This window comes from Thioalkalivibrio sp. ALM2T (assembly GCF_000381505.1).
In the GTDB taxonomy this organism is placed as follows: Bacteria; Pseudomonadota; Gammaproteobacteria; order Ectothiorhodospirales; family Ectothiorhodospiraceae; genus Thioalkalivibrio; species Thioalkalivibrio versutus.
On the sequence record NZ_KB906566.1, the window covers coordinates 42,864 to 64,739 of the forward strand.

Genomic DNA, 21,876 nt, shown 5'->3' on the forward strand with positions numbered 1-21,876 from the left:
TCAGGCGGCAAGCCGCAAGGCTTACTCCTTGTCCCCGGACTCCGACTCGTCGCCGGAAGCGGCCTCGTCGCCACCCTCGGCTTCTGCGCCACCTTCGGCTTCCGCGGCTTCGCCTTCGAGCTCTTCCTCTTCCGCCTTGGCGGAACGCGGCAGCAGCACGCTGACCACGGCGTAGTCGTATTCCTCGCCGTGCATCAGGGCCACGCTCTGCACGCCTTCCGGCAGTTTCAGCTCGGAGATGTGCACGGTGTCACCGACATCCAGCTCGATCACGTCGAGATCGATGGACTCGGGCAGGTCGCCCGGCAGACACTCGACCTCGAGCTCGTTGATCATGCGGCTGACCATGCCACCGCCCAGCTTCACGCCCTTGCACTCTTCCTCGTTGTGGAAGTGCAGCGGCACGCTGACGCGGATCGGCTGATTGGCGCTCACGCGCATCAGGTCGACATGGTAGATGGTCGGCTTGAACGGATGGCGCTGTACATCACGCAGGATCGCCTTCTCGGTCTTGCCGCCCAGCTTCACGCTCAGGATGTGCGAATAGAACGCATCTTCCTTGAGGTTGTGGACCATCGCGTTGTGATCCAGGGTAATTGACACGGGGTCCTTGTCCGCCCCGTACAGGATGGCGGGCAGCTTGCCGGCACGACGCAGGCGGCGGCTCGCACTCGAACCCTGTTCGTCACGCTTCTCGGCTTCAATGGTAAAGCTCATGCTCATTGCTACGGTCTCCAAAATGAAAGGCGCTTCACCCGAAGCGCCTTGAACACACCCCGCCCGCGACCAGGCGGGGCGCTGAAGGGAGGCAAGCCTCCCGAAATCGGTTATCGCCGGTCCACAGCTCCAGCCCACACGAGGCTAGTCCATGAACAACGAGCTGACAGACTCCTCGAGGTTGATGCGACGGATGGTCTCCGCAAGCATCTCCGCGACCGACAACTGGCGAATCTTTTCGCAGGCCTGCGCATTGGGCTGCAGGGCCAGGGTGTCGGTCACCACCAGCTCGTCAAGCGCCGAACCGTTTATGTTATCAATTGCCGCGCCGGAAAGCACGGGGTGCGTGGCATAGGCCATCACCGAGTGCGCCCCGTGCGCCTTCAGGGCCTTCGCAGCCTGGCAGAGCGTACCGGCGGTATCCACCAGGTCGTCGATGATGATGCAGGACTTGCCGCGCACATCCCCGATGATGTGCATCACCTCGGACTCGTTGGCACGCGGGCGGCGCTTGTCGATGATCGCCAGATCGGCGTCATCCAGCCGCTTGGCGATGGCGCGGGCCCGCACCACCCCGCCGACATCCGGCGACACCACGGTCAGATCGCCCGAGACATGCCGCCAGACGTCGCCCAGCAGCACCGGCGAGGCATAGATGTTGTCCACCGGGACGTTGAAGAAACCCTGAACCTGGTCGGCGTGCACGTCGATGGTCAGCACGCGATCCGCGCCCACCGCCTCGATCATGTTGGCGACCACCTTGGCCGAGATCGGCACCCGCGCCGAGCGAACCCGGCGATCCTGGCGCGCATAACCGAAATACGGGATCACCGTGGTGATGCGTCCGGCCGAGGCACGGCGCAGCGCATCCACCATGATCACCAGCTCCATGATGTTTTCGTTGGTCGGCTGCCCCGTCGGCTGGATCAGGAAGACGTCGCGGCCGCGCACGTTCTCCAGCAACTCGACCTGCACCTCGCCATCGCTGAAACGCCCCACGATGGCCTTGCCCATCGGCAGCCCCAGGTGTTCCGCAACGGCCTGGGCGAGACGCGGGTTGGCATTGCCCGCGAAGATCATCATGCGATTCTTGTCGACCACGGTTTTTCCCGGTCTGAGTGAAGTGGAGCGGGCGGACTGGACGCCCGAGCCTTCAACTATAGACCCCAGCTGGAGGCCGGGGTCTTTTGTGGTTGTGCCTCGCGCTCGACTGGCACGGGACATCATTTGTATGGCTGGGCCGGCAGGATTCGAACCTGCGCATGGCGGGATCAAAACCCGCTGCCTTACCGCTTGGCTACGGCCCAATATCTCGCTGAACTCTCAAATTGTATTGCCCGAGCCGGGATCGTGCCCGACCTTACCGCGGATCGGCGGGGCCGATCCGGGCCGGCAGGATGATGGCGCTACGCGCCACCCTTACGGGCCGTCACCTTCGGCGACGGTCGGTCGCGGCTTCGCCGCTCGCGTCGAACCTGCGCATGGCGGGATCAAAACCCGCTGCCTTACCGCTTGGCTACGGCCCAATATCTCGCTGAACTCTCAAATTGTACTGCCGAAGCCGGACTCGTGCCCGAGCGTACGCGGATCGGCGGGGCCGATCCGGGCCAGCAGGATGATGGCGCTGCGCGCCACCCTTACGTGAACTTATTCTTTTTCGGTGTTACCGCCGCACGGCGGTAACCAGGCCTGCAAGGGTGACGTGTTCTGCAACGTCGTCACCCAACTTTTCCACGGGGCGGGCTGCGCGGACTGCGCTGCCCGGGCCGCCCCCTCATCGGGAAACATCCCGAACACACAGCCGCCACTCCCGCTCAAATGCGCCCGGGGGCTTTGATCCGCCAGCCAGGCCAGCGCGTGATCGACCTCCGGATAGCGCGCCCGAACGACCGGTTCGAACACGTTCACGAACCGCTCGGCATCGATCGCGGACGAAATTGTCTCGGTGGCGCAGTCGCGTGTCAATTCCGCACACCCGAACATGGCCCCCGTGGCAACCGAAACACCCGGGTCGATCAGCAGAATCCAGCCGGTGTCCGGGGCCACGGGCGCAAGTCGTTCGCCCACCCCCTCGGCCCACGCCGCATGCCCGGCAATAAACACCGGCACATCGGCGCCCAACTCCAGCCCGATCGCCGCCAGTTGCTCGACTGGACACCCCAGATCGAACAGGTAATTCAGGGCCACCAGCGTGGTGGCGGCATCGGAGCTGCCGCCACCCAGGCCGCCGCCCACCGGGATCCGCTTGTCGAGGCGGATGCGCACACCAAAGGACTTGTCCGCCACCTCGGCCAGGCGCCGGGCCGCCCGCAGGCAGAGGTTGTCCAGCCCATCGATGGCCTCGCCGGCCATCTCGAAGCGCCCCTCGGGCAGGGGATCGAAGCGCAGGTGGTCTTCCAGCCCGAGGAACTGGAACACCGTCTGCAGCTCATGATAACCATCCGGCCGGCGGCCGGTGATGTGCAGGAAACGGTTGATCTTGGCAGGGGCCGGAAAGGGCATCCCGAACCTCCCACTCGTCGCCGCACTCACCACGTCTCGTCCGGCCCTAGCTGCCACCGGCCGATGCGCGCGCGCAACTCGACCTCCTCGCGTTCGAGGACCATGGCAACCGGCATCGAAACGCCGTCAACCTCCTCGAACTCGGTGTATTCGATGGCCCAGCCGGACTGCAGGATCTCCAGGGGGCGGCCGTCCGCATCGATATCCAGCTGGTAGGAGGCCTCCGGGTGCAGCAGGCCGCGCACCCAGTAGATCATTCCGCTGACCGGGATGGATTCGCCCAGCACCCGGGCCACCAGGGTATCCGGGTCCTGCGCCTGGAAGCGCTCGCCGGACCGCGTGACCAGCAGCGCGCGCCCGTTATCCGAGAGCGTCAGACGCCCGCCGCCGCGCCCCATCGGGCCGGACAGGTCCAGCACATGCTGGCCTTCCTGCACCCGCCAGTTGAGCTGGGCCGACCAGTATTCCTCCCCGGAGGCAAGCCCGAGACGTGCCACCAGCCGCCAGCTGTCCAGCGCCGCCAGCTGCTCGGTGCGCTCCTCGAAAGCCGCCTCGGCCGCTGGCGAAGTGTCCGCCTCGGGCAGAGGGGCAGCACAGCCCGCGAGCAACAGCCCCCAACCACCCACCAGCCCGGCCAGCCACCCCGTGCCCCGGATCCGTCGCGGCGGTCGCGTCGCCCCGTGCCCGTTCATTCGATCAGATCGTTGCGCACGCGCTGCAGGCGCTCATGCCCCGGCTCGCGTTCCAGCGCGGCCTCGAGGAGCTCCCGGGCTTCTGCACGCTCGCCGCGCTCCCACAACACCACCGCTAGGTTGCTGGCGATCTCGCCGTCCTCCGCCAGCGAGTAGGCTCGCCGCAGCTGGGTCTCGGCCTCTTCGAGACGGCCCAGGCGGTACAGGACCCAGCCATAGCTGTCGATGATCGCGGCGTCATCCGGCTCCCGCTCGTAGGCGCGCAGGATCAACTCGTAGGCCTCGTCATAGCGATCGGTTCGATCCGCCAGGGTGTAGCCCAGGGCATTAAGCGCAGCGACATTCTCCGGATCGGACTCGAGGATCGTGCGGAAATCGGCCTCGGCCGCCGCGATGTCGTCCTCGCGCTCGTGCACCAGTCCGCGCAGGTACAACAACTGCGTATTCCCGGGAAACTGCACCAGGCCGCGGTTCAAACGGCTGCGGGCGTCGGCATACTCGCTCAGCTCGCGCAGGGCGTTCGCCTCGGCCAGATAGGCGCGCCGGGCCAGATCCTCATCCACGCCTTGCTGCATGGGGTCGAAAAGGTCACGAGCGGCCTCGGCCCCGTCTTGTTTGAGCGTCAGGCGCGCGCTGCGCAGGCGAGCATCCTCGGCATGGTCTCCGGCCTCCACGCGGGCGTAGGCGTCCAGGGCGGCCTCCGGCTCGTCGGCCATCTCGTGCAAGCGCCCCAGGTAGTACGCGACGTCGTTCTCGCGCTCGCCCAGGGCATCCAGGCGTTCGAGGTAATCCCGCGCGGGGCCCAGCTGCTCCGCCTCGAGATTCATCAACGCCAGTGCCAGCAGGAGCTGGGTATCCTCCGGCGCCATCTCCACCAGGCGGTCCATCTCTTCGCGGGCGAAGACATCATCCTCCATCTCGGTCAGGACCCGCGCGTATCCCAGACGGGCCTCGCGACTGTCCGGGTGCGCCGCCACGGTCGCGCGCAGGGTCTCGACCGCCGCATCGTCATGCCCGGCCTCGCTCTGGGCCCGTGCATGCAGCAAACGCAGCTGGACCGATTCCGGGAAGCGCTCGGCGGCCCGCGCGGTCACCGCAAGCACCTCCTCCCCTGGCTCACCAAAGCGCAGCGCGGCCTCGGCCTGCACACGATGCACGCCCACGTCGTCGCGGCGACGCTCGGCCAGCAGGTGCATGGTCTCCATAGCCGCCTGCTGGTCCTGAGCCTGACCAATCACACCCCCCAGGGTCGCGTAGGGGTCGCCGCCCTGCACCACGACGCGATTCATCAGCGAATCCAGCTGTTCAGCCGCCTGCCCGGCATCACCGGCGTTGATCCGCAGGACCGTTGAAACCTGGCTGGCATCGGTGCTCTCGGGGGCCAGACGCAGCCAACGGTCGGCCGAACGCTGTGCGTGTTCCGGCTCGCGCGCGAACAAGGCGATCCGGGTGGCACGCTCGGCGATGGCCGGATCGTCGCTCAGCAACGCCGCGGCTCCGTAATAGCGCGCCGCCTCGGCATGCTCGCCGGAACGCACCGCGATCTCGGCGGCCAGGACGCTGAACATCAGCACAGCCTCCGGATCCTGGGTCTGCATCAGGGGCAGCACCTCGGGGCGATCCGACTCCGGCGGTTCGGAGGCGTCCAGCTGGGTATGCGCACAACCCGCCAGGGAGAACACGGCGGTGAGCGCGAGCAGGCTTCGAATCATGTTGTGTCCAATCGGGATCATTGCGGCCATATCGGATGGGACGGGGCAGCGGCCCCAGGGTTCCACAGCTCGGGCTCCACACAACGGGTATACGGATACGCCCGGCCGGCGCGCGCCACCTCCTGCTAACCGTACAGCACAGTACACTATCGGGAAATTCGGCCACGCGCCCGCGTTTTCCGGCACAATACGCGCCAGCATGCTGTTCACTCTCGGGATCAATCACAAGACGGCTCCGGTCGCCATTCGCGAACGGCTCTCCGTCAACGAGCACGAACTCGGCGAGGCCCTGCACTCGCTGCGTTCCGGCGTGCTATTGCCGGAAACCGCGATCCTGTCCACCTGCAACCGCACCGAGGTGTACTTCCGCGAGGACGATCAGCAAAGCGAGCAGCGCGTCATCGACTGGATCGGCGGCTACCACGGCATCGACCGCGACGAACTGAAACCCTACCTCTACCTGCACCACGATGGCTCGGCCGTGCGTCACACTCTGCGCGTGGCCAGCGGACTGGATTCCATGGTCCTCGGCGAGCCGCAGATCCTGGGGCAGATGAAGACTGCCTACCAGCACGCCCACAACGCCGGCACGCTGGGACGCTCGCTTGAACGCCTGTTCCAGCACGCCTTCGCCACCGCCAAGGACGTGCGCACCCAGACCGCCATCGGCCAGAGCGCGGTCTCGGTCGCCTTCGCGGCGGTGTCACTGGCACGCCAGATCTTCGGCGACCTGAAGCCGCTGACCGCCCTGGTGATCGGCGCTGGCGAGACCATCGAGCTGGCCCTGCAGCACCTCTCCGGGGGCGGCATCGGCAACGTGATCGTCGCCAACCGCACGGTGGAGCGCGCCCGCGCCGTGGCCGGACGCTTCGATGCCGAGGCCATCAGCCTCGACCAGCTCCCCGATCGCATGGCCGATGCCGACATCGTGATCTCCTCCACCGCCGCACCCTTGCCGATCCTGGGCAAGGGCGCGGTGGAACGCGCGCTGCGCAAGCGCCGGCACAAACCGATGTTCATGGTGGACATCGCCGTGCCGCGCGACATCGAGCCCGAGGTCGGCCAGCTGGAGGACGTCTACCTCTACACCGTGGACGACCTGCAGGAGGTCATCGACGAGAACATGGCTTCGCGCCAGGCCGCTGCCGAACAGGCCGAAGAGATCATCACCCAGCGCGCCGGCGAGTTCATGCGCTGGCTGCGTGCCCGCGACTCGGTGGACAGCATCCGCCAGCTGCGCCAGCGCGCCGACAGCGTGAAGGCCGAGGCGCTGGCCAAGGCCAAAGCCATGCTGCGCGCCGGCAAGTCGCCCGAGGAGGCCATGCAGCTGCTCGCGCACAACCTGACCAACAAGCTGATGCATGCCCCCTGCAAGTCGCTGAACACCGCCGCGCACGAGGGCGACGCCCGCCTGCTGGAGGCCGCACACCGGCTGTTCCAGCTGCCCGCCCCGGAAGACGACCCCGGCGACGATTCCGACTCCGGCACCCGTTCGTGAAGGCCTCGTTCCGCACCAAGCTCGAGGGCCTGACCGAACGCCATGCCGAGATTGCGCAGCTGCTGGCCACCCCCGACGCCGCCGAGGACCCGGACCAGCTGCGCCGACTGTCACAGGAATACAGCCAGCTGGAACCGGTGGCCGAGGCCTGGAAGGCCTGGCACGATAACCACGCGGCGCTGGAAGAGGCGCGCGCGATGCTCGAGGACGACGACGCCGATCTGCGCGTCATGGCCGAGGCCGAGATCGAGTCCCTGACCGAACAAACCGAGGCACTGGAGGCGGAGCTCTACCGCCACCTGATCCCGACCGACCCGCACGACAACGCCAACGTGTTCCTGGAGATCCGGGCCGGGACCGGCGGTGACGAGGCCGCGATCTTCGCCGGCGACCTGCTGCGCATGTACACCCGCTACGCCGAGAATCAGCGCTGGAAGCTGGAGATCCTCAGCGCCAGCGAGGGCGAACACGGCGGCTACCGCGAGGTCATCGCGCGCCTGGCAGGGCAAGGCGCCTACTCGCGACTCAAGTTCGAATCCGGCGCCCATCGCGTGCAGCGCGTCCCCGAGACCGAATCCCAGGGCCGCATCCATACCTCCGCCGCAACGGTCGCCATCCTGCCGGAACTGGAGGAGGTCGAGATGCCGGAGATCAACCCGGCCGACCTGCGTGTGGACACCTTCCGCGCCTCCGGCGCCGGCGGACAGCACATCAACAAGACCGACTCCGCCGTGCGCCTGACCCACCTCCCCACCGGCATCGTGGTCGAGTGCCAGGAAGAACGCTCGCAACACAAGAACCGGGCCAAGGCGCTCACCTACCTGGCGGCGCGCATCTTCGAGACCGAGCGCGAGGCCCAGGCGGCCGCGCAGAGCGCCGAACGCAAGGGTCTGGTCGGCAGCGGCGACCGCTCCGAACGCATCCGCACCTACAACTTCCCGCAGGGCCGTATCACCGACCACCGCATCAACCTGACCCTGTACAAGCTGGAACAGGTGATGGCCGGTGACCTCGACCCGGTCATCGACCCGCTGATCCACGAATACCAGGCCGAGCAGCTCGCCACCCTCGCGGAGGCGTAATGGAGGCCCCACCCACGCTGGATACCCTGTTGCAGGGCCTGCGTACCCGCCTTCAGCAGGCGGGCGTCGAGAGCCCGGGGCTGGAGGCGCGCATGCTCCTGAGTGCCGCCACCGGCCTCGACACCGCGCAGCTGATCGCGCGCGGTAGCGACCCCGCCAGTACCGCACAGGCCGCCCACGCCGAAGCGCTTTGCCAGCGCCGCTGCGCCGGCGAGCCCATGGCGCACATCCTGGGGCGCCGCGCCTTCTGGACGCTGGAGCTGGGCGTCTCCCCCGCCTGCCTGATCCCACGCCCCGAGACCGAGCTGCTGGTGGAACAGGCGCTGGCCGTGATCAACGAGCTGGACACCGACGCACCCCGCGTACTCGATCTGGGCACCGGCCCCGGCACCATCATCCTGGCGCTGAAGAGCGAACGCCCGGACATCCAGGCCTTTGCCAGCGACCGCAGCCACGGTGCGCTGCAGCAGGCGCAGACCAATGCGCACGCGCTGGGGCTCCCGGTTCAGCTCTGGCAGGGCGACTGGCTCGACGCACTGACCCCGCAGCCGCACTTCGACGTCATTGCCTGCAACCCGCCCTACATCGATCCAGCCGACCCGCACCTGACGCGCGGCGACCTGCGCTTCGAGCCACGCACCGCCCTGGCTGCGGCGGAACACGGCCTCGCCGACCTGCACCGGGTAATCGACAACGCCCGCCCCCACCTGAAGCCCGGCGGCTGGCTGCTCCTGGAACACGGCTTCGACCAGGGCGAACGCGTTCGACAACGGCTGCAGCAGGCAGGCTATCGGGACGTCCACACCCAGAAGGATCCCGCCGGCCACGAACGGACCAGCCTGGGGAGACACTGAACAACGTCAACGTGACGCGCATGACCCGACCACAAAAAAGGCCCCGGCCAGATGGCCGGGGCCCAGCGTGTGACAGTCGCTCTCGGGTCAGAACGGCAGACGCAGATGCAGGTTGACCGAGCCACTGGGCGAAGACCGGTGGCGGTAGCGGCTCGAACGATTGTCGTAGTAGTGATAGTGATGATGCTCGTGACCACGTGAATGCTTTTGATGGCCACGCCCACGACTTTTCGCGCGCTTCGCCTGCTTGTGCCCGCGCGCGCCGGGATGGCCACGGTAGTCCTTGTGCCCGCCCGAATGGCCGTGACGCACGTGCTGCAGGGCACCCGCATCGAAGGTCGAGGCACCCGCCGCCGCGACCGGATGGGCCGCATGCGTCGGGGCGGACAGGACGAATGCCAACAGCGCGGCCGGCGCCAGAATGGCGAGTCGTTTCATGAGGGATCCCTCCTTCCATGCAGGCCGCCTTGAGAGAGCATCGACGGCCCGGGGTTGTGGCAGGATTGCCAGGATCAAGCGTATGCAGCGTTCCTGAATGGCTCCTAACTGAGCCCGTCCACGAGCGTGACGCCGGTTACAATTTCGGCCTTACCCCGGAGATTGCCCCATGGATGACGACCAACTCCTGCGCTACAGCCGCCAGATCATGCTCCCCGGCGTGGGCATCGAAGGGCAGGAATCCCTGCAGCAGGCGCATGCAGTGATCATGGGGCTCGGCGGGCTGGGCTCCCCGGTGGCCGCCTACCTGGCCGCAGCCGGGGTGGGCCGGCTGACGCTGGTCGACCCGGATCATGTGGAGGTGACCAACCTGCAGCGCCAGATCCTGCATACCGATGCGGACATCGGCCGCGACAAGGTGGCCTCGGCCGCCGATCGCGTGGCGGCCATGAACCCCCGCTGTCAGGTAGAGACGCGCGTCGAGCGCCTGGATGACGCGGCGATGACCCGGCTGTTCGCCAGCGCCGACGTCGTGCTGGACGGGACGGACAACTTCGCCGCGCGCGGGGCCATCAGCCGCGCCGCACTGGCGGCCGGCACGCCGCTGGTCTCCGGAGCGGTGATCCGCTTCGAGGGACAGCTGACCACCTTCGACTACCGCGATCCGGAGGCCGCCTGCTACCACTGCCTGTACGGCGAGGGGGGCGGCGACGAGGACACCTGCGCCGCCAACGGCGTGCTGGCCAGCCTGCCCGGTGTGGTCGGCAGCCTGCAGGCGACCGAGGCCCTGAAGCTGCTCATGGGGCTACCGATCCTGAGCGGCCGGCTGCTGATCCTCGACGGGCTCGCCATGCAGTTCCGCGAGATCCGGCTGCGCCGCGACCCCGCCTGCCCGGCGTGCAGCCACCGCCACACCCCGGCCTGAAACGAACGGATACGCGCGGATCAGGCGCAGGAGCGGGGATGAAAGGGCAGGACCTTGCCACGCGAGGGCGGTGGGGCAGTTTCGGCAATCGCCGCGCTCAGCTCCGCCTCCATCGCAGACAGCGTGCGGTTCATCACCATGCTGGCCATGGCATGGAACAGCAACAGCTCGCAGGCCACCGGGCGATGAAGGCTGCGCCGACCACGGGAATGGAAGGCCGTCCAGGCAACCACCGGCATGTCGTTCAGCACCCGGTCCACGACGATCCAGGCATCGCGCTGGAGGATCAGGTCCAGTTGTTTGAGCCCCGACGGCGACAGGCGGATCTCCGGTCCCAGCCGAGCCAGGGCGCGACGCACCTGGTTGAAATAGCGCGCCTCCACCAGCCAGCCGGGGCGGACATCCAGGGTCGGGATTTCGGTGTGCCGGGAATACATCGCGCCCTCGTCTGCAGACTGCTGCAAGGTCAGTCTGTTCTATAGCAAGGCCGGGGGACGATGGGGACCACGGGTCCCTGTGGCAGAGTTGCCGAACGTCACGACAGGCTAACGAGGGGAGTCCGGGAAAGGCTTCGGGATCGGGGCACCCCGGAAAGCCCTGTCTACTGGCGGGTGTCCGGGATCGGCGGCTGGGCAACCTCGGGCGCACAAAGGGCCTCGGCGTCGACCGGATCGAAGTGGTAATGCGCGTTGCAGAACTCGCAGGTCACCTCCACCGCGCCCTGCTCCTCGATGATGCTGCGAATCTCGTCACGCCCCAGACTGCGCAGGGTTTCGGCGATGCGCTCGCGCGAGCAGGGGCAATGAAAAGTCACCGGCGTGCCGTCGAACAGGCGCACCCGCTCTTCGGCGAACAACCGGCCCAGCAGGGCACCAGCGTCCAGCTTCAGCAACTCGTCGGCGGTGGTGGTCTCGGCCAGGATCGTGGCGCGGTTCCACTCCTCCGAGTCGCGCGTCACCGCATTGCCACCCTCGGCCGGCAGCGCCTGCAACAGCAGACCGGCGGCGGACTGCGCCCCGCTCGCCAGCCACAACCGGGTCGGCAGCTGTTCCGAGCGCTCGAAGTAGACGTTCATCGCCTCCGCCAGCGAGTCGCCCTCCAGCTCCACGACGCCCTGATAGCGCTCGCTGCCATCGCCCGGGTCCAGCGTCAGCATCAGCCGTGCGTCCTCGCCGGCGCATTCGGCCAGGGTCGCGCCCTCCGGCGGGGTCTCGCGAAAGCGCGCCAGGCCACGCAGCCGCCCCTGGCCATCGGCCTGGGCGACGATCATGTGCACCGGCCCGGGGCCGGTGATCTGCAGGATCAGCGAGCCGTCGAACTTGAGCGTGGCGGCGGTCAGGGCAACGGCCGCATAGGCCTGGCCCAGCAAGTCGCGCACCACGGGCGGGTACTCGTGCAACTCCAGCAGGGCCTGCCAGGAGGCGTCCAGGTGCACCCACTCGCCGCGTACCCCGGCCTCCTCCAGCATGAAGCGGTGGAGGGTATCAGTCTCACGCATGGTGGCAGGACTCCGAAATACGCAACGGCATCAACCGTCCAGCTTGGACTTGAGGCGCTCGTTGACCTGGGCCGGGTTGGCCTTGCCCTGGGTCGCCTTCATCACCTGGCCGACAAAGAAGCCGAACAGCTTGTCCTTGCCGCCGCGATACTGCTCGAGCTGCTGCGGGTTGTTGGCCATGACCTCGTCGATGATGGTATCGATCGCGCTGGTATCGGTGATCTGCTTGAGCCCCTTGGCCGCGATCACGGTATCGGCGTCGCCTTCGCCGTTCCACATCGCCTCGAAGACTTCCTTGGCGATCTTGCCGGAGATGGTCTCGTCCTGAATGCGCGCGAGCAGGCCGGCCAGACCCTCGGCATTGACCGGGGCATCCGACAGCTCGACCTCGGAGCGGTTCATCGCGGCGGAGAAGTCGCCCATCACCCAGTTGGCGGCCAGCTTGGGCGCATCGCAGCCGGCGGCCACGACCTCGTAGAAATCGCCCATCTCGCGCGCTGCGGTCAGTACGCCGGCGTCGTAGTCGGACAGGCCGTACTGTTCGACGAAGCGCTCACGCTTGGCATCCGGCAACTCGGGCAGCTTCTCGCGCACGGAGTCGATGAACGCGTTGTCCACGACCAGCGGCAGCAGGTCCGGATCGGGGAAGTAGCGGTAGTCGTTCGCCTCTTCCTTGCTGCGCATGGAGCGCGTCTCGTCGCGATCCGGGTCGTACAGACGGGTCTCCTGCACCACCGAACCACCCCCTTCGATCAGGTCGATCTGACGCTCGACCTCGAAGTTGATGGCGCGCTCGACGAAGCGGAAGGAGTTCAGATTCTTCAGCTCCGCGCGGGTGCCGAACTCGGTCTGGCCCTTGGGCCGCACCGAGACGTTGGCGTCACAACGGAAGCTGCCTTCCTGCATGTTTCCATCGCAGATATCCAGATAACGCACCAGCGAGTGCATCTTCTTCATGTAGGCAACGGCCTCCTTCGCGGAGCGCAGCTCCGGTTCGGAGACGATCTCGATCAGCGGGGTGCCGGCACGGTTGAGGTCAATGCCGGTCATCGCCTCGAAACCCTCGTGCAGGCTCTTGCCAGCGTCCTCCTCGAGGTGCGCGCGGGTCACGCCAACGCGCTTGATGGTGCCGTCTTCCAGTTCGATATCCAGATGGCCCAGGCCCACGATCGGCAGTTCGAACTGCGAGATCTGGTAACCCTTGGGAAGGTCCGGATAGAAGTAGTTCTTGCGCGCGAACACCGAGCGCGGGGTGATCTCGGCATTGATCGCCAGGCCCAGCATCACGGCCCGCTCCACCGCGCCCTGATTCAGCACCGGCAGTACGCCGGGCATGCCCAGATCCACCGGGCAGGCCTGGCGGTTGGGCTCGGCGCCGTAGGCGGTGGGCGCCCCGGAAAAGATCTTGGAGACGGTATTGAGCTGGGCGTGAATCTCCAGCCCGATGACGGTTTCCCATTCCATGTTCAGGGCCCTCAGGCGAAGGCCGCCGGCACGCGGGCGTGCCAGTCGGTCTCTTGCTGATACTGGTGAGCAACGCCCAGCAGGCGCGCCTCGTCGAAATAGTTGCCGATCAGTTGCAGCCCGACCGGCAGGCCGTCGATCTCGCCGGCCGGCAGCGACATCGCCGGCAGCCCCGCGAGGTTCGCGGCGATGGTGTAGATGTCCGACAGGTACATGCTGACCGGGTCGGCCTTGGCACCCAGCGCGAACGGCAGCTCCGGGGTGGTCGGCGCCAGCAGCACGTCGACGTCCTCGAAGGCGCGACGGAAGTCGTCGGCGATGATGCGCCGGACCTTCTGCGCCTTCAGGTAGTAGGCGTCGTAGTAGCCGGCGGACAGCACGTAGGTGCCGACCATGATGCGGCGTTTCACCTCGTCGCCGAAGCCCTCCCCGCGCGAGCGGGTGTAGAGGTCCATCAGGTCCTCGGGATTCTCGCAGCGGTAGCCGTAGCGCACGCCGTCGAAACGCGCGAGGTTGGAGGAGCACTCGGCCGGGGCGACTACGTAGTAGGCCGGCACCGACAGGTGGCTGTTCGGCAGGCCGACCTCGCGCACCTCGGCGCCGCGGCCCTTGAGCACCTCGATGGCGGCATCGATCACGCCGCGCACGCGCTCATCCAGTCCGGCCTCGCCGAAGAATTCCGTCGGCAGGCCGATGCGCAGGCCCTTCAGGTCCTGCTCCAGTCCGGCGGTGAAGTCCTCTTCCGGGCGCTCGACGCTGGTGGAGTCGCGTTCGTCGAAGCCGGCCATGGCGTTCAGCATCCGACCGCAGTCCTCGGCGGTCGCGGCCATCGGGCCACCCTGGTCGAGACTGGAGGCGAAGGCGATCATGCCGTAGCGCGAGACGCGCCCGTAGGTCGGCTTGAGCCCGGTGATGCCACAAAATGCGGCTGGCTGGCGGATCGAACCACCGGTGTCGGTACCCGTGGCGCCCGGCACCAGGCGCGCCCCCACCGCGGCGGCAGAGCCGCCGGAGGACCCCCCCGGGACGCGTTCGGTATCCCAGGGGTTGCGAACGGGACCATAGAAACTCGTCTCGTTGGACGAGCCCATCGCGAACTCGTCCATGTTGGTCTTGCCCAGCATCACCGCGCCGGCGGCATTCATGCGCTCGACGACGGTGGCGTTGTAGGGCGAGACGAACGGATCCAGCATGCGCGAGCCGCAGGAGGTGCGCACACCCTCGGTGCAGAAGATGTCCTTCTGCGCGACCGGCACGCCCAGCAGCGGGGTCTTTTCACCCTTCGCCAGGCGCGCATCGGCGGCATCGGCCTGCGCCAGCGCCTGCTCGGCGGTCACGGTGATGAAGCTGTTCAACTGCGGATCGAGACGCTCGATCCGGTCCAGATACAGCTGGGTCAATTCGCGCGAGCTGATCTCGCGGGCCTGGAGCTTGCGCACCCAGCCGGACAGGGTTTCCTGGGCCATGGTTTCGGGGACTCTTGCTGGCTAGAAGCGTGACGGGTTCAACAGAACGGCGACCGCGCGGATCATTCGATGACGCGCGGGACCAGGTACAGACCACCCTCGACCGCCGGGGCGATGGCCTGGAAGACCTCACGCCGATCCGGCTCGGTCACCGCATCCGGGCGCAGGCGCTGCTCTGCGTCCAGCGGGTGGGCCATCGGCTCGACACCCTCGATGGCCGCACCATCCAGTTGTTCGACAAAGTCAAAGATGTCGCTCAGCCCCCCCGCGAAATCCCGGGCCTGGTCATCGTTCATGGCCAGACGGGAGAGATGGGCGATGCGCCGGACTTCGGAGGTATCGACGGACATGGCAGGGAAGGTCCTGTAGCGTTCGGATTCATTGGGTCAAACGGAGCGCAAACTTACCACAAAGCCGTTGTTGCCCAAACCCCGGGCGCTTGCTAGAGTCGACGGCTTTCCCGCCCGCCCACTCAAGCAGGTTTCTTCTTCATGTTCAAACGCCTTCTGGGGTTGTTCTCCAACGACATCTCCATCGATCTCGGCACCGCCAACACCCTCATCTATATGCGCGGCCAGGGCATTGTCCTGAACGAACCCTCCGTGGTCGCCATTCGTCAGGACCGCGGCCCGGGCGGCCCGCGCTCCATCGAGGCCGTGGGGATCGAGGCCAAGAAGATGCTCGGCCGCACGCCGGAGCACGTGGTGACGGTGCGTCCGATGAAGGACGGCGTCATCGCCGACTTCACCACGACCGAGAAGATGCTGCAGTACTTCATCAAGAAGGTGCACGAGCGGCGGATCTTCCGCCCCAGCCCGCGCGTGCTGGTCTGCGTGCCCTGCGGCGCCACCCAGGTGGAACGCCGCGCGATCCGCGAATCCGCCTTCGGCGCCGGGGCACGCAAGGTCTACCTGTTGCAGGAACCCGTGGCCGCAGCCATCGGCGCCGGCATCCCGCTGGACGAGGCGGTCGGCTCCATGGTGCTGGATATCGGCGGCGGGACCTCCGAAGTCGCGGTGCTGTCGATGAACGGCATTGTCTATTCCGAATCGGTGCGCATCGGCGGCGACACCTTCGACGAGGCGATCATGGCCTATGTACGCCGCAACTACGGCGTACTGATCGGCGAGGCCACCGCCGAACGCATCAAGCACACCGTCGGCTCGGCCTATCCGGGCAAGGAACTGCTGGAGATCGAGGTCAAGGGCCGCAATTTGGCCGAGGGCGTGCCGCGCTCGTTCACCCTGAACTCGAACGAGATCCTGGAAGCGTTGCAGGATCCGCTGTACGGCATCGTCTCCGCCGTACGCACCGCCCTGGAGCAGACCCCGCCGGAACTCGGCGCGGACGTCGCCGAGCGCGGCATTGTGCTGACCGGCGGCTCCGCCCTGCTGCAGCAGCTGGACCGGCTGATCATGGAAGAGACCGGCATCCCGGTGGTCATCGCCGACGACCCGCTGACCTGCGTCGCCCGCGGCGGCGGCCGGGTGCTGGAGATGCTCGACGAGAAACGGGTCGACTTCCTCGCAATGGAATAAGGCCGGACCACCCCGCCCGCGTCGCCACGGCGCGGGCCTGGTTCGGGTTACACTCCGGGCCGCAACAGGTCGGCAAAGCTGCACGGGACGGGGTTCCGCAGCGGCTTTGCCTTGTCGACGCGATCCGGAACCGGAGGTCACGCCATCAGCAAGCCGCTGTTCAGACTGGGTGTCTCGCCCACTCTGCGCCTGCTCGCGGTGATCCTGCTGGGCCTAGCGCTGATGGCGCTGGATCACCGCGTCAACGAACTGCAGTTTGTCCGCGGCGCCCTGGCCACCGTCACCTACCCGCTGCAGGTCGCGGTGGACGCACCGGTCCGCGCGGTCAGCCGGGTGTTCGAATCGTTCACCAGCCGCGAAGACCTGATCACCGAGAACCGCATCCTGCGCAGCGAGAATGCCGAGCTGCGCGCGCGTCAGCTGCGCTTCGAGGCCCTGCAGCTGGAAAACGACCGCCTGCGCGCCCTGCTGAATACCGCCGAGCAGGCCGAAGAGCGAGTCGAGATCGCCAAACTGCTGGCCGTGGATCTCGACCCCTTTCGCCAGCAGATCGTGCTCAACAAGGGGCGCAATGACGATGTCTATGCCGGCCAGCCGGTCATCAATGCTGACGGCGTGATCGGTCAGGTTCTGTCGACCCGTCTGACCAGCTCGATCGCTCTGCTGATCTCCGACCCCAGCCACGCGCTGCCGGTACTGAGCGCGCGCACGGGGCTGCGCGGTCTGGTGGTCGGCACCGGCAACCCGCAACGCTTGGAGATGCGCCATGTCCCGCTGCAGGAGGATGTGGAGCCCGGCGACCTGCTGCTGACCTCGGGGCTCGGCGGACGTTTCCCGGCCGACTACCCAGTGGCCCGGGTCACCTCGGTCGAGCGGCCACAGGGCCAACCATTCCTGAGCATCGAGGCCGAACCGCTGGCGGCCCTGGACCGCTCCCGCGAGGTCCTGTTGCTGTGGACCGACGGTGCCATGTCAGCGATCGCCCCGCTCAATCTGGGCAACGACCTGGAGACGGCCCCGGGCGCGCTCGAGTCAGAACCGGACGAAGGGACACCGTGACCCGCGCCATCGGCATCCCCTGGCCGGTGGCGTTGACCCTGCTGGCAGCTCTCGCCCTCGCCATCGTGCCGGTCCCGGATATCCTGCGCCCGGCGCGCCCGGAGTGGCTGGCGCTCATCCTGATCTACTGGGCCATGGCCTTCCCGTCGCGCATCGGAATCCTGACCGCCTTCGTCGCCGGCCTGTTGCTGGACACCCTGCAAGGCCAGCTACTGGGACAGAACGCCATCGCCCTGGCAGTGGTCATCTACATCGTGCTGCAGATCCACCCACGCCTGCGGGTCTATCCGGTCTGGCAACAGATGATGGTGGTCGCCATCCTGATGGCCCTGTTCAAGCTTCTGGCCCTGTGGCCACAGGGCATCACCGGGTTTCCGCCGGGCAGCCTCTGGTACTGGGCGCCGGTCCTCACCAGCGCCCTGGTCTGGCCCCTGATCTTCTCCCTGCTGCGCGACCTGCGTCGGCGCTGGCTGCTGCACCTCACTTGAGGAAAACGCCAAATCCATCCCGGTCGAAGCAACCCGGGGCTGTGACGCATACTGTGCCCGAACCGAAACAAGGAGCCTTGCATGGACCCGAACAAGCAAACCGAGATCGAATCCGCCGTGTTGCGACGCCTGCTGCAGCACCTGGACGAACGCAAGGACGTACAGAACATTGACCTGATGAACCTGGCCGGCTTCTGCCGCAATTGCCTGTCAAAATGGTACGTGGTCGCCGCCGAAGAACGCGGCGAATCCATCGACTACGAGGGTGCCCGCGAGATCGTCTACGGCATGCCCTACAGCGAGTGGAAAGAGCGCTACCAGAAGGAGGCAACGCCGGAGCAGAAGGCGGCCTTCGAGGCCAGCCAGAAATCGCCCCATGCATGATCACGGCCTGATCGAGACCCCGGAGGCCCTGCAGGGTTTCCTCGACACCATCGCCGGGACCGACTGGATCGCGCTGGATACGGAGTTCATGCGCGAGAAGACCTACTACCCGCGCCTGTGCCTGATCCAGCTGGCAACCCTGGACCAGATCGCCTGCGTCGACCCGCTGCAACTGGACATCAAGCTGCTTGAACCGCTGCTGTTCGATGCCGACGTGACCAAGGTCTTCCACTCGGCCTCGCAGGATCTCGAGGTGCTCTATCGCGAGCTCGGGCGGGTGCCGACCCCGGTGTTCGACACCCAGATCGCTGCCAGCATGCTCGGCCACGGCGAGCAGATCGGCTACGCCAACCTGGTCAAGGCGATCCTCGATCGCGACCTCGACAAGAGCCAGACCCGCACCGACTGGGCACGCCGTCCACTGAGCAAGGAACAGATCCTTTACGCCGCCGATGACGTACGCTTCCTGGCCACCGTGTTCATGCGCCTGCTGCACGAACTGGAAAGCCATGACCGCATGCACTGGCTACGCCCGGAGATGGAGGCCCTGAGCAACCCGGCCCTGTACGAACCGAACCCTGAGGCGGCCTGGCAACGGGTCTCCGGGGTCAAGCGGCTCAAGCCCCGCGAACGCGGCGTACTCAAGGCCGTCGCCGCCTGGCGTGAACGCGCCGCGCAGGAGAGCGACCGCCCGCGCCGCTGGATCCTGGCCGACGACATCCTGATCGATATCGCCCGGCGCACGCCGGAGGACGCCGCCGCCCTGCACCAATTGCGCGGCTTCCCCGACGGCATGAAGCCGCCGCGTCAGGAAGAGCTGCTGGAGGCGATCCGCGAAGGCCAGGCCCTGCCCCGCGAGGAATGGCCACAACTGCCGGACAAGGCCAAGCTGACCGAGGCGGAAGAGGTCCTGGCGGACATCGGCATGGCCCTGCTGCGCGAGTGCGCGCGACGCAACCAGATCACCGCCGGCGCGATTGCGCAGCGCAAGGATGTCATCGAGCTCCTGAAGGGCGACGGCACGCGCGGCCGCCTGGGCAGCGGATGGCGCCACGAGATCGCGGGAAAGACCATCGCCCGCTGGTTTGCGGGCGATGGTGAGCTGACACGCACGGAGGAAGGGCTGCAGATCCGCCCGTGACCGCCGTCCTGGCGGATCTGCAGCCGTAGCGTCAGGCGGCCTTGTAGATCCCGCGGCGCGGCGAGGTCAGGCGACCCTGGCGCTTCAGGTAGGCCAGGGTCTGGCTGATGTTCTTGGTATCCAGGCCGGCCTTCTCGGCCTGTGCCTTGATCTCCTTGATCCCCATCTCCGGCTGAGTGGCGACGATGTCGCACAGCTTCTGGCTGATGGACTCGCCACCGGCCCGGCGCCCGCGACGTCCGCCGCCCGCGGTACGGCCCACGCGCCCGCCCAGTTCACGGATCTGGCGCTCGAGCTCGCCGAGTTCCTTGCGATGCCGTGCCACCATTTCCTTGCGCTTTTCCATCAGCTTCTCGCGCTTCTCGCGGCGTTCGGCTTCCTTGCCCTCGGCTTCTTCCTTTTCCCGCTGGCGCGCGAGGGCGTACAGTTCTTCCGCCGACAGATCGGAGGCCTTCTTGTTATCCATGCTCATACAGAACTCCCGGGTTCTTAAAACGGATGCGATTACAGGTTAAGACCAAAGGGTTTCCGGCTATTCAGTCTAGCCTCTAACATTTGACCACCATAGAATAGCACCACCCCATGGATAGATGCTGTAACGATCATAATAAGGCGCACACGACACAAGAGCGGCCACACACCCTTTCTGGCGAAAACCGCACACTCATACGAGAAGAGGTCGCCCGATTGTATAACCAGGCCGCGGGCACGCGCGCATCCGATCCTCCCGCCGTTCACTTTGACTTGAAAGGCCGGGCGGCCGGCCAGTGGCGCTTGAGAAAGAACACGGAAACCCTGCGCTTCAATCCGGAAGCCTTCAGTCTGGACTGGAATCAACATTTCCCGGAAACAGTGGCACACGAAGTCGCCCACTCTCTGGTATATCGCACCTACGGCGCGCGCAGGGTTCGGCCTCACGGCCCTGAATGGCGGGGGTTCATGCAGGCGATGGGGTTTCAAAAGCCCCGGGTCACACATGCGACCGCGCTGACCACACGCAAGATGCGCCAATATCACTACGAGTGCGCCTGCGGCCCTCAACTACTGAGCGCGCGCCGACACTTTCTTATTCGCAAACGCGGCTACCACTACCAGTGCCGCCAATGCGGCGAATGGCTAAAGCGCTCCAACGGCGGAGCGGCCTGAGGAGCCACCATCATTCCGGGGCCGCGTGGCTGTTGATATAGTCAACCAGCCGCACGGTTGCCCCCTGATGCTCCGCAATAAAAGCGGCCGAACGGCGCCGCAAGGCCTCACGCCCGGGTTCATCCATTACCAGCAATGCCCGAATACGGGTAATGGCCTCGTCGGCGTCGGCCGCTCGCCCCAGCACATTCGCAGCCTGCATGCGCTCCACCAGGAGTTCAAAGTTGTCCACGTGCGGGCCCATAACGACCGGGCAGTGCCACAACACCGCCTCCAGAGGATTGTGCCCGCCCACCGAAACCAGCGACCCCCCTATGAAGGCCGCATCGGCCAGCCCGAAGAAGCGCTTCAGTTCCCCGAGGGTATCGAGAAGCCAGAAATGGGTGGCGGCGTCCGGCAGACCCTCACTGCGACGCACGAAGGTGTGGCCGGAACGCTCCAGCAAGTCCGCCACTGCGGGAAACCGCTGCGGATGGCGTGGCGCCACAACAACCAGGAGGCGTGGATACTCGGTGCGTAGTGCGCGCAGTCCCGAGAGCAACTGGGCCTCTTCGTCGGCATGGGTGCTGGCAAGAACGACCACCGGGCGCCCATCAACCACCGGGCGCAGGGACTCGACTTCCTGACGATCGGCTTCCTCGACGCGGATATCGAACTTGATGTCGCCGTTGACCGTCACGCGATCAGGCGCGGCCCCGAGCGCGACGAAACGCTCGCGGTCCAGCGGATTGCGACAGGCAATCCAGTCAAATCCGTTCAATGCCGGCGTAATCAGCCGCGGGAGCCGCGCATAACGCCGGGCCGAGCGCCCGGACATACGGGCGTTCGCCAGCACGACCGGGATACCCATCCGTCGGGCCGCCGCCAGCATATTCGGCCAGATCTCGGTCTCCATCACCACGATGCACTGCGGCCGCAGCGCTCGCAGGAAGCGCCCCTGTAGCCAGGGCAGATCCAGTGGCATGAAGCGATGCATGACACGGTCGCCGAGCCGCTCGGTCAGCATGGCGGCGCCGGTCGGCGTCGTCGTGGTTACCAGGATGCGACGCGGGCCGGATGCCAGGAGCCGGCGAATGAGCGGTTCCGCCGCCAGCACTTCACCTACCGAGACCGCATGGATCCAGATCTCCGCCGGCTCCGGCGGAGGGGCCCAGCCCATCACCTCGCCCGGGCGCACACGCACCGATGCCCGACGACTGCGCAGTCCGTGGCGGATCAGCAGCAAGGGGGTCAGCAACGCAAGCAGCGCCGTGTAGACTACGCGGGTCATTC

General features: G+C 66.7%; 23 protein-coding genes and 1 tRNA gene. 10 read left to right on the forward strand and 14 right to left on the reverse strand.

Annotation, left to right across the window (positions count from 1 at the left end):
• Window positions 1-21: 21 nt before the first annotated feature.
• The 6 genes from F816_RS0110895 to F816_RS0110925 all read right to left on the reverse strand — a co-directional run bounded on the left by F816_RS0110895 (window position 22) and on the right by F816_RS0110925 (window position 5,653).
• On the reverse strand, window positions 22-723 hold the full coding sequence (locus tag F816_RS0110895; protein ID WP_019594748.1) for a 50S ribosomal protein L25/general stress protein Ctc: 702 nt from the start codon (window positions 721-723) through the stop codon (window positions 22-24).
• A gap of 138 nt (window positions 724-861) precedes the next feature.
• Window positions 862-1,800, reverse strand: a complete 939-nt coding sequence (locus F816_RS0110900; RefSeq protein ID WP_196799408.1) for a ribose-phosphate diphosphokinase — start codon at window positions 1,798-1,800, stop codon at window positions 862-864.
• Window positions 1,801-1,949: 149 nt separating this feature from the next.
• A tRNA-Gln gene (locus F816_RS0110905) sits at window positions 1,950-2,024 on the reverse strand.
• A 340-nt stretch (window positions 2,025-2,364) separates the two neighbouring features.
• Window positions 2,365-3,219, reverse strand: a complete 855-nt coding sequence (ispE, locus tag F816_RS0110915) for a 4-(cytidine 5'-diphospho)-2-C-methyl-D-erythritol kinase (protein WP_019594750.1) — start codon at window positions 3,217-3,219, stop codon at window positions 2,365-2,367.
• Between the two features lie 26 nt (window positions 3,220-3,245).
• Window positions 3,246-3,911, reverse strand: coding sequence for a lipoprotein insertase outer membrane protein LolB (gene lolB / locus F816_RS0110920; RefSeq protein WP_019594751.1), 666 nt, complete (start codon window positions 3,909-3,911; stop codon window positions 3,246-3,248).
• The gene (locus F816_RS0110925; protein ID WP_019594752.1) at window positions 3,908-5,653 is read right to left on the reverse strand and encodes a tetratricopeptide repeat protein; all 1,746 of its coding nucleotides are present in this window, start codon (window positions 5,651-5,653) and stop codon (window positions 3,908-3,910) included. Before F816_RS0110925 ends, lolB begins: the two co-directional genes overlap by 4 nt.
• A 169-nt stretch (window positions 5,654-5,822) precedes the next feature.
• Between F816_RS0110925 and hemA the strand changes: the two genes are divergently transcribed.
• From hemA to prmC, 3 genes are read left to right on the forward strand one after another with little or no spacing between them, the layout of a single operon-like run.
• A complete protein-coding gene (gene hemA, locus F816_RS0110930) occupies window positions 5,823-7,121 on the forward strand; it encodes a glutamyl-tRNA reductase (RefSeq protein ID WP_019594753.1) in 1,299 nt (432 codons plus the stop codon).
• Window positions 7,118-8,203, forward strand: a complete 1,086-nt coding sequence (prfA, locus tag F816_RS0110935; RefSeq protein ID WP_019594754.1) for a peptide chain release factor 1 — start codon at window positions 7,118-7,120, stop codon at window positions 8,201-8,203. The genes hemA and prfA overlap by 4 nt, the downstream gene beginning before the upstream one ends.
• Window positions 8,203-9,057 carry a peptide chain release factor N(5)-glutamine methyltransferase gene (prmC, locus tag F816_RS0110940; RefSeq protein WP_019594755.1) on the forward strand — a complete coding sequence of 285 codons (855 nt, stop codon included), beginning with the start codon at window positions 8,203-8,205 and terminating at the stop codon, window positions 9,055-9,057. Before prfA ends, prmC begins: the two co-directional genes overlap by 1 nt.
• 87 nt (window positions 9,058-9,144) lie before the next feature.
• On the opposite strand, the gene F816_RS0110945 is transcribed toward prmC, so the two are convergent.
• A complete protein-coding gene (locus F816_RS0110945) occupies window positions 9,145-9,495 on the reverse strand; it encodes a hypothetical protein (protein WP_019594756.1) in 351 nt (116 codons plus the stop codon).
• 169 nt (window positions 9,496-9,664) lie between these two features.
• On the opposite strand from F816_RS0110945, the gene F816_RS0110950 reads away from it, so the two are divergent.
• Window positions 9,665-10,420, forward strand: coding sequence for a molybdopterin-synthase adenylyltransferase MoeB (locus F816_RS0110950; protein ID WP_019594757.1), 756 nt, complete (start codon window positions 9,665-9,667; stop codon window positions 10,418-10,420).
• Window positions 10,421-10,440: 20 nt separating this feature from the next.
• Here F816_RS0110950 and F816_RS0110955 read toward each other — a convergent pair whose 3' ends face one another.
• The 5 genes from F816_RS0110955 to gatC all read right to left on the reverse strand — a co-directional run bounded on the left by F816_RS0110955 (window position 10,441) and on the right by gatC (window position 15,198).
• Window positions 10,441-10,857, reverse strand: coding sequence for a hypothetical protein (locus F816_RS0110955; protein WP_019594758.1), 417 nt, complete (start codon window positions 10,855-10,857; stop codon window positions 10,441-10,443).
• A 164-nt stretch (window positions 10,858-11,021) separates the two neighbouring features.
• The gene (hslO, locus tag F816_RS0110960) at window positions 11,022-11,918 is read right to left on the reverse strand and encodes an Hsp33 family molecular chaperone HslO (protein WP_018145251.1); all 897 of its coding nucleotides are present in this window, start codon (window positions 11,916-11,918) and stop codon (window positions 11,022-11,024) included.
• Between the two features lie 30 nt (window positions 11,919-11,948).
• The gene (gene gatB / locus F816_RS0110965; protein WP_019594759.1) at window positions 11,949-13,382 is read right to left on the reverse strand and encodes an Asp-tRNA(Asn)/Glu-tRNA(Gln) amidotransferase subunit GatB; all 1,434 of its coding nucleotides are present in this window, start codon (window positions 13,380-13,382) and stop codon (window positions 11,949-11,951) included.
• Window positions 13,383-13,393: 11 nt separating this feature from the next.
• Window positions 13,394-14,848: an Asp-tRNA(Asn)/Glu-tRNA(Gln) amidotransferase subunit GatA gene (gene gatA / locus F816_RS0110970; RefSeq protein ID WP_018951645.1), complete on the reverse strand. Its 1,455-nt coding sequence runs from the start codon at window positions 14,846-14,848 to the stop codon at window positions 13,394-13,396.
• A gap of 62 nt (window positions 14,849-14,910) precedes the next feature.
• Window positions 14,911-15,198: an Asp-tRNA(Asn)/Glu-tRNA(Gln) amidotransferase subunit GatC gene (gene gatC, locus F816_RS0110975; protein ID WP_018169027.1), complete on the reverse strand. Its 288-nt coding sequence runs from the start codon at window positions 15,196-15,198 to the stop codon at window positions 14,911-14,913.
• Window positions 15,199-15,339: 141 nt separating this feature from the next.
• On the opposite strand from gatC, the gene F816_RS0110980 reads away from it, so the two are divergent.
• The 5 genes from F816_RS0110980 (at window position 15,340) to rnd (ending at window position 19,458) form a co-directional block, all read left to right on the forward strand.
• Window positions 15,340-16,386 (forward strand): rod shape-determining protein, encoded by a 1,047-nt coding sequence (locus tag F816_RS0110980; protein ID WP_018142132.1) that lies wholly within the window; start codon window positions 15,340-15,342, stop codon window positions 16,384-16,386.
• 111 nt (window positions 16,387-16,497) lie between these two features.
• A complete protein-coding gene (mreC, locus tag F816_RS0110985; RefSeq protein ID WP_019594760.1) occupies window positions 16,498-17,445 on the forward strand; it encodes a rod shape-determining protein MreC in 948 nt (315 codons plus the stop codon).
• The gene (gene mreD, locus F816_RS0110990; protein WP_018169025.1) at window positions 17,442-17,933 is read left to right on the forward strand and encodes a rod shape-determining protein MreD; all 492 of its coding nucleotides are present in this window, start codon (window positions 17,442-17,444) and stop codon (window positions 17,931-17,933) included. Before mreC ends, mreD begins: the two co-directional genes overlap by 4 nt.
• A gap of 81 nt (window positions 17,934-18,014) precedes the next feature.
• Entirely contained in the window at window positions 18,015-18,317 is a 303-nt protein-coding gene (locus F816_RS0110995; RefSeq protein WP_019594761.1) for a DUF1244 domain-containing protein, read from the forward strand.
• The gene (gene rnd / locus F816_RS0111000) at window positions 18,310-19,458 is read left to right on the forward strand and encodes a ribonuclease D (protein WP_019594762.1); all 1,149 of its coding nucleotides are present in this window, start codon (window positions 18,310-18,312) and stop codon (window positions 19,456-19,458) included. The genes F816_RS0110995 and rnd overlap by 8 nt, the downstream gene beginning before the upstream one ends.
• 31 nt (window positions 19,459-19,489) lie before the next feature.
• Here rnd and F816_RS0111005 read toward each other — a convergent pair whose 3' ends face one another.
• Window positions 19,490-19,930, reverse strand: a complete 441-nt coding sequence (locus tag F816_RS0111005) for a hypothetical protein (RefSeq protein ID WP_018145243.1) — start codon at window positions 19,928-19,930, stop codon at window positions 19,490-19,492.
• A gap of 215 nt (window positions 19,931-20,145) precedes the next feature.
• On the opposite strand from F816_RS0111005, the gene F816_RS14645 reads away from it, so the two are divergent.
• On the forward strand, window positions 20,146-20,604 hold the full coding sequence (locus F816_RS14645; RefSeq protein ID WP_231363398.1) for a SprT-like domain-containing protein: 459 nt from the start codon (window positions 20,146-20,148) through the stop codon (window positions 20,602-20,604).
• 10 nt (window positions 20,605-20,614) lie between these two features.
• On the opposite strand, the gene F816_RS0111010 is transcribed toward F816_RS14645, so the two are convergent.
• Window positions 20,615-21,874 (reverse strand): 3-deoxy-D-manno-octulosonic acid transferase, encoded by a 1,260-nt coding sequence (locus F816_RS0111010; RefSeq protein WP_019594763.1) that lies wholly within the window; start codon window positions 21,872-21,874, stop codon window positions 20,615-20,617.
• Between the last annotated feature and the right edge of the window lie 2 nt (window positions 21,875-21,876).

Coding starts and splice junctions, on each gene's coding strand:
- hemA (WP_019594753.1), top strand. CDS start 5,823: ATGCTGTTCACTCTCGGGATCAATCACAAGACGGCTCCGGTCGCCATT.
- lolB (WP_019594751.1), bottom strand. CDS start 3,911: ATGAACGGGCACGGGGCGACGCGACCGCCGCGACGGATCCGGGGCACG.
- prmC (WP_019594755.1), top strand. CDS start 8,203: ATGGAGGCCCCACCCACGCTGGATACCCTGTTGCAGGGCCTGCGTACC.
- gatC (WP_018169027.1), bottom strand. CDS start 15,198: ATGTCCGTCGATACCTCCGAAGTCCGGCGCATCGCCCATCTCTCCCGT.
- F816_RS0111005 (WP_018145243.1), bottom strand. CDS start 19,930: ATGAGCATGGATAACAAGAAGGCCTCCGATCTGTCGGCGGAAGAACTG.
- F816_RS0110925 (WP_019594752.1), bottom strand. CDS start 5,653: ATGGCCGCAATGATCCCGATTGGACACAACATGATTCGAAGCCTGCTC.
- rnd (WP_019594762.1), top strand. CDS start 18,310: ATGCATGATCACGGCCTGATCGAGACCCCGGAGGCCCTGCAGGGTTTC.
- F816_RS0110900 (WP_196799408.1), bottom strand. CDS start 1,800: ATGATGATCTTCGCGGGCAATGCCAACCCGCGTCTCGCCCAGGCCGTT.
- F816_RS0110945 (WP_019594756.1), bottom strand. CDS start 9,495: ATGAAACGACTCGCCATTCTGGCGCCGGCCGCGCTGTTGGCATTCGTC.
- F816_RS0110950 (WP_019594757.1), top strand. CDS start 9,665: ATGGATGACGACCAACTCCTGCGCTACAGCCGCCAGATCATGCTCCCC.
- ispE (WP_019594750.1), bottom strand. CDS start 3,219: ATGCCCTTTCCGGCCCCTGCCAAGATCAACCGTTTCCTGCACATCACC.
- F816_RS0110895 (WP_019594748.1), bottom strand. CDS start 723: ATGAGCATGAGCTTTACCATTGAAGCCGAGAAGCGTGACGAACAGGGT.
- F816_RS0110955 (WP_019594758.1), bottom strand. CDS start 10,857: ATGTATTCCCGGCACACCGAAATCCCGACCCTGGATGTCCGCCCCGGC.
- F816_RS0110995 (WP_019594761.1), top strand. CDS start 18,015: ATGGACCCGAACAAGCAAACCGAGATCGAATCCGCCGTGTTGCGACGC.
- gatB (WP_019594759.1), bottom strand. CDS start 13,382: ATGGAATGGGAAACCGTCATCGGGCTGGAGATTCACGCCCAGCTCAAT.
- gatA (WP_018951645.1), bottom strand. CDS start 14,848: ATGGCCCAGGAAACCCTGTCCGGCTGGGTGCGCAAGCTCCAGGCCCGC.
- F816_RS0110980 (WP_018142132.1), top strand. CDS start 15,340: ATGTTCAAACGCCTTCTGGGGTTGTTCTCCAACGACATCTCCATCGAT.
- F816_RS0111010 (WP_019594763.1), bottom strand. CDS start 21,874: ATGACCCGCGTAGTCTACACGGCGCTGCTTGCGTTGCTGACCCCCTTG.
- hslO (WP_018145251.1), bottom strand. CDS start 11,918: ATGCGTGAGACTGATACCCTCCACCGCTTCATGCTGGAGGAGGCCGGG.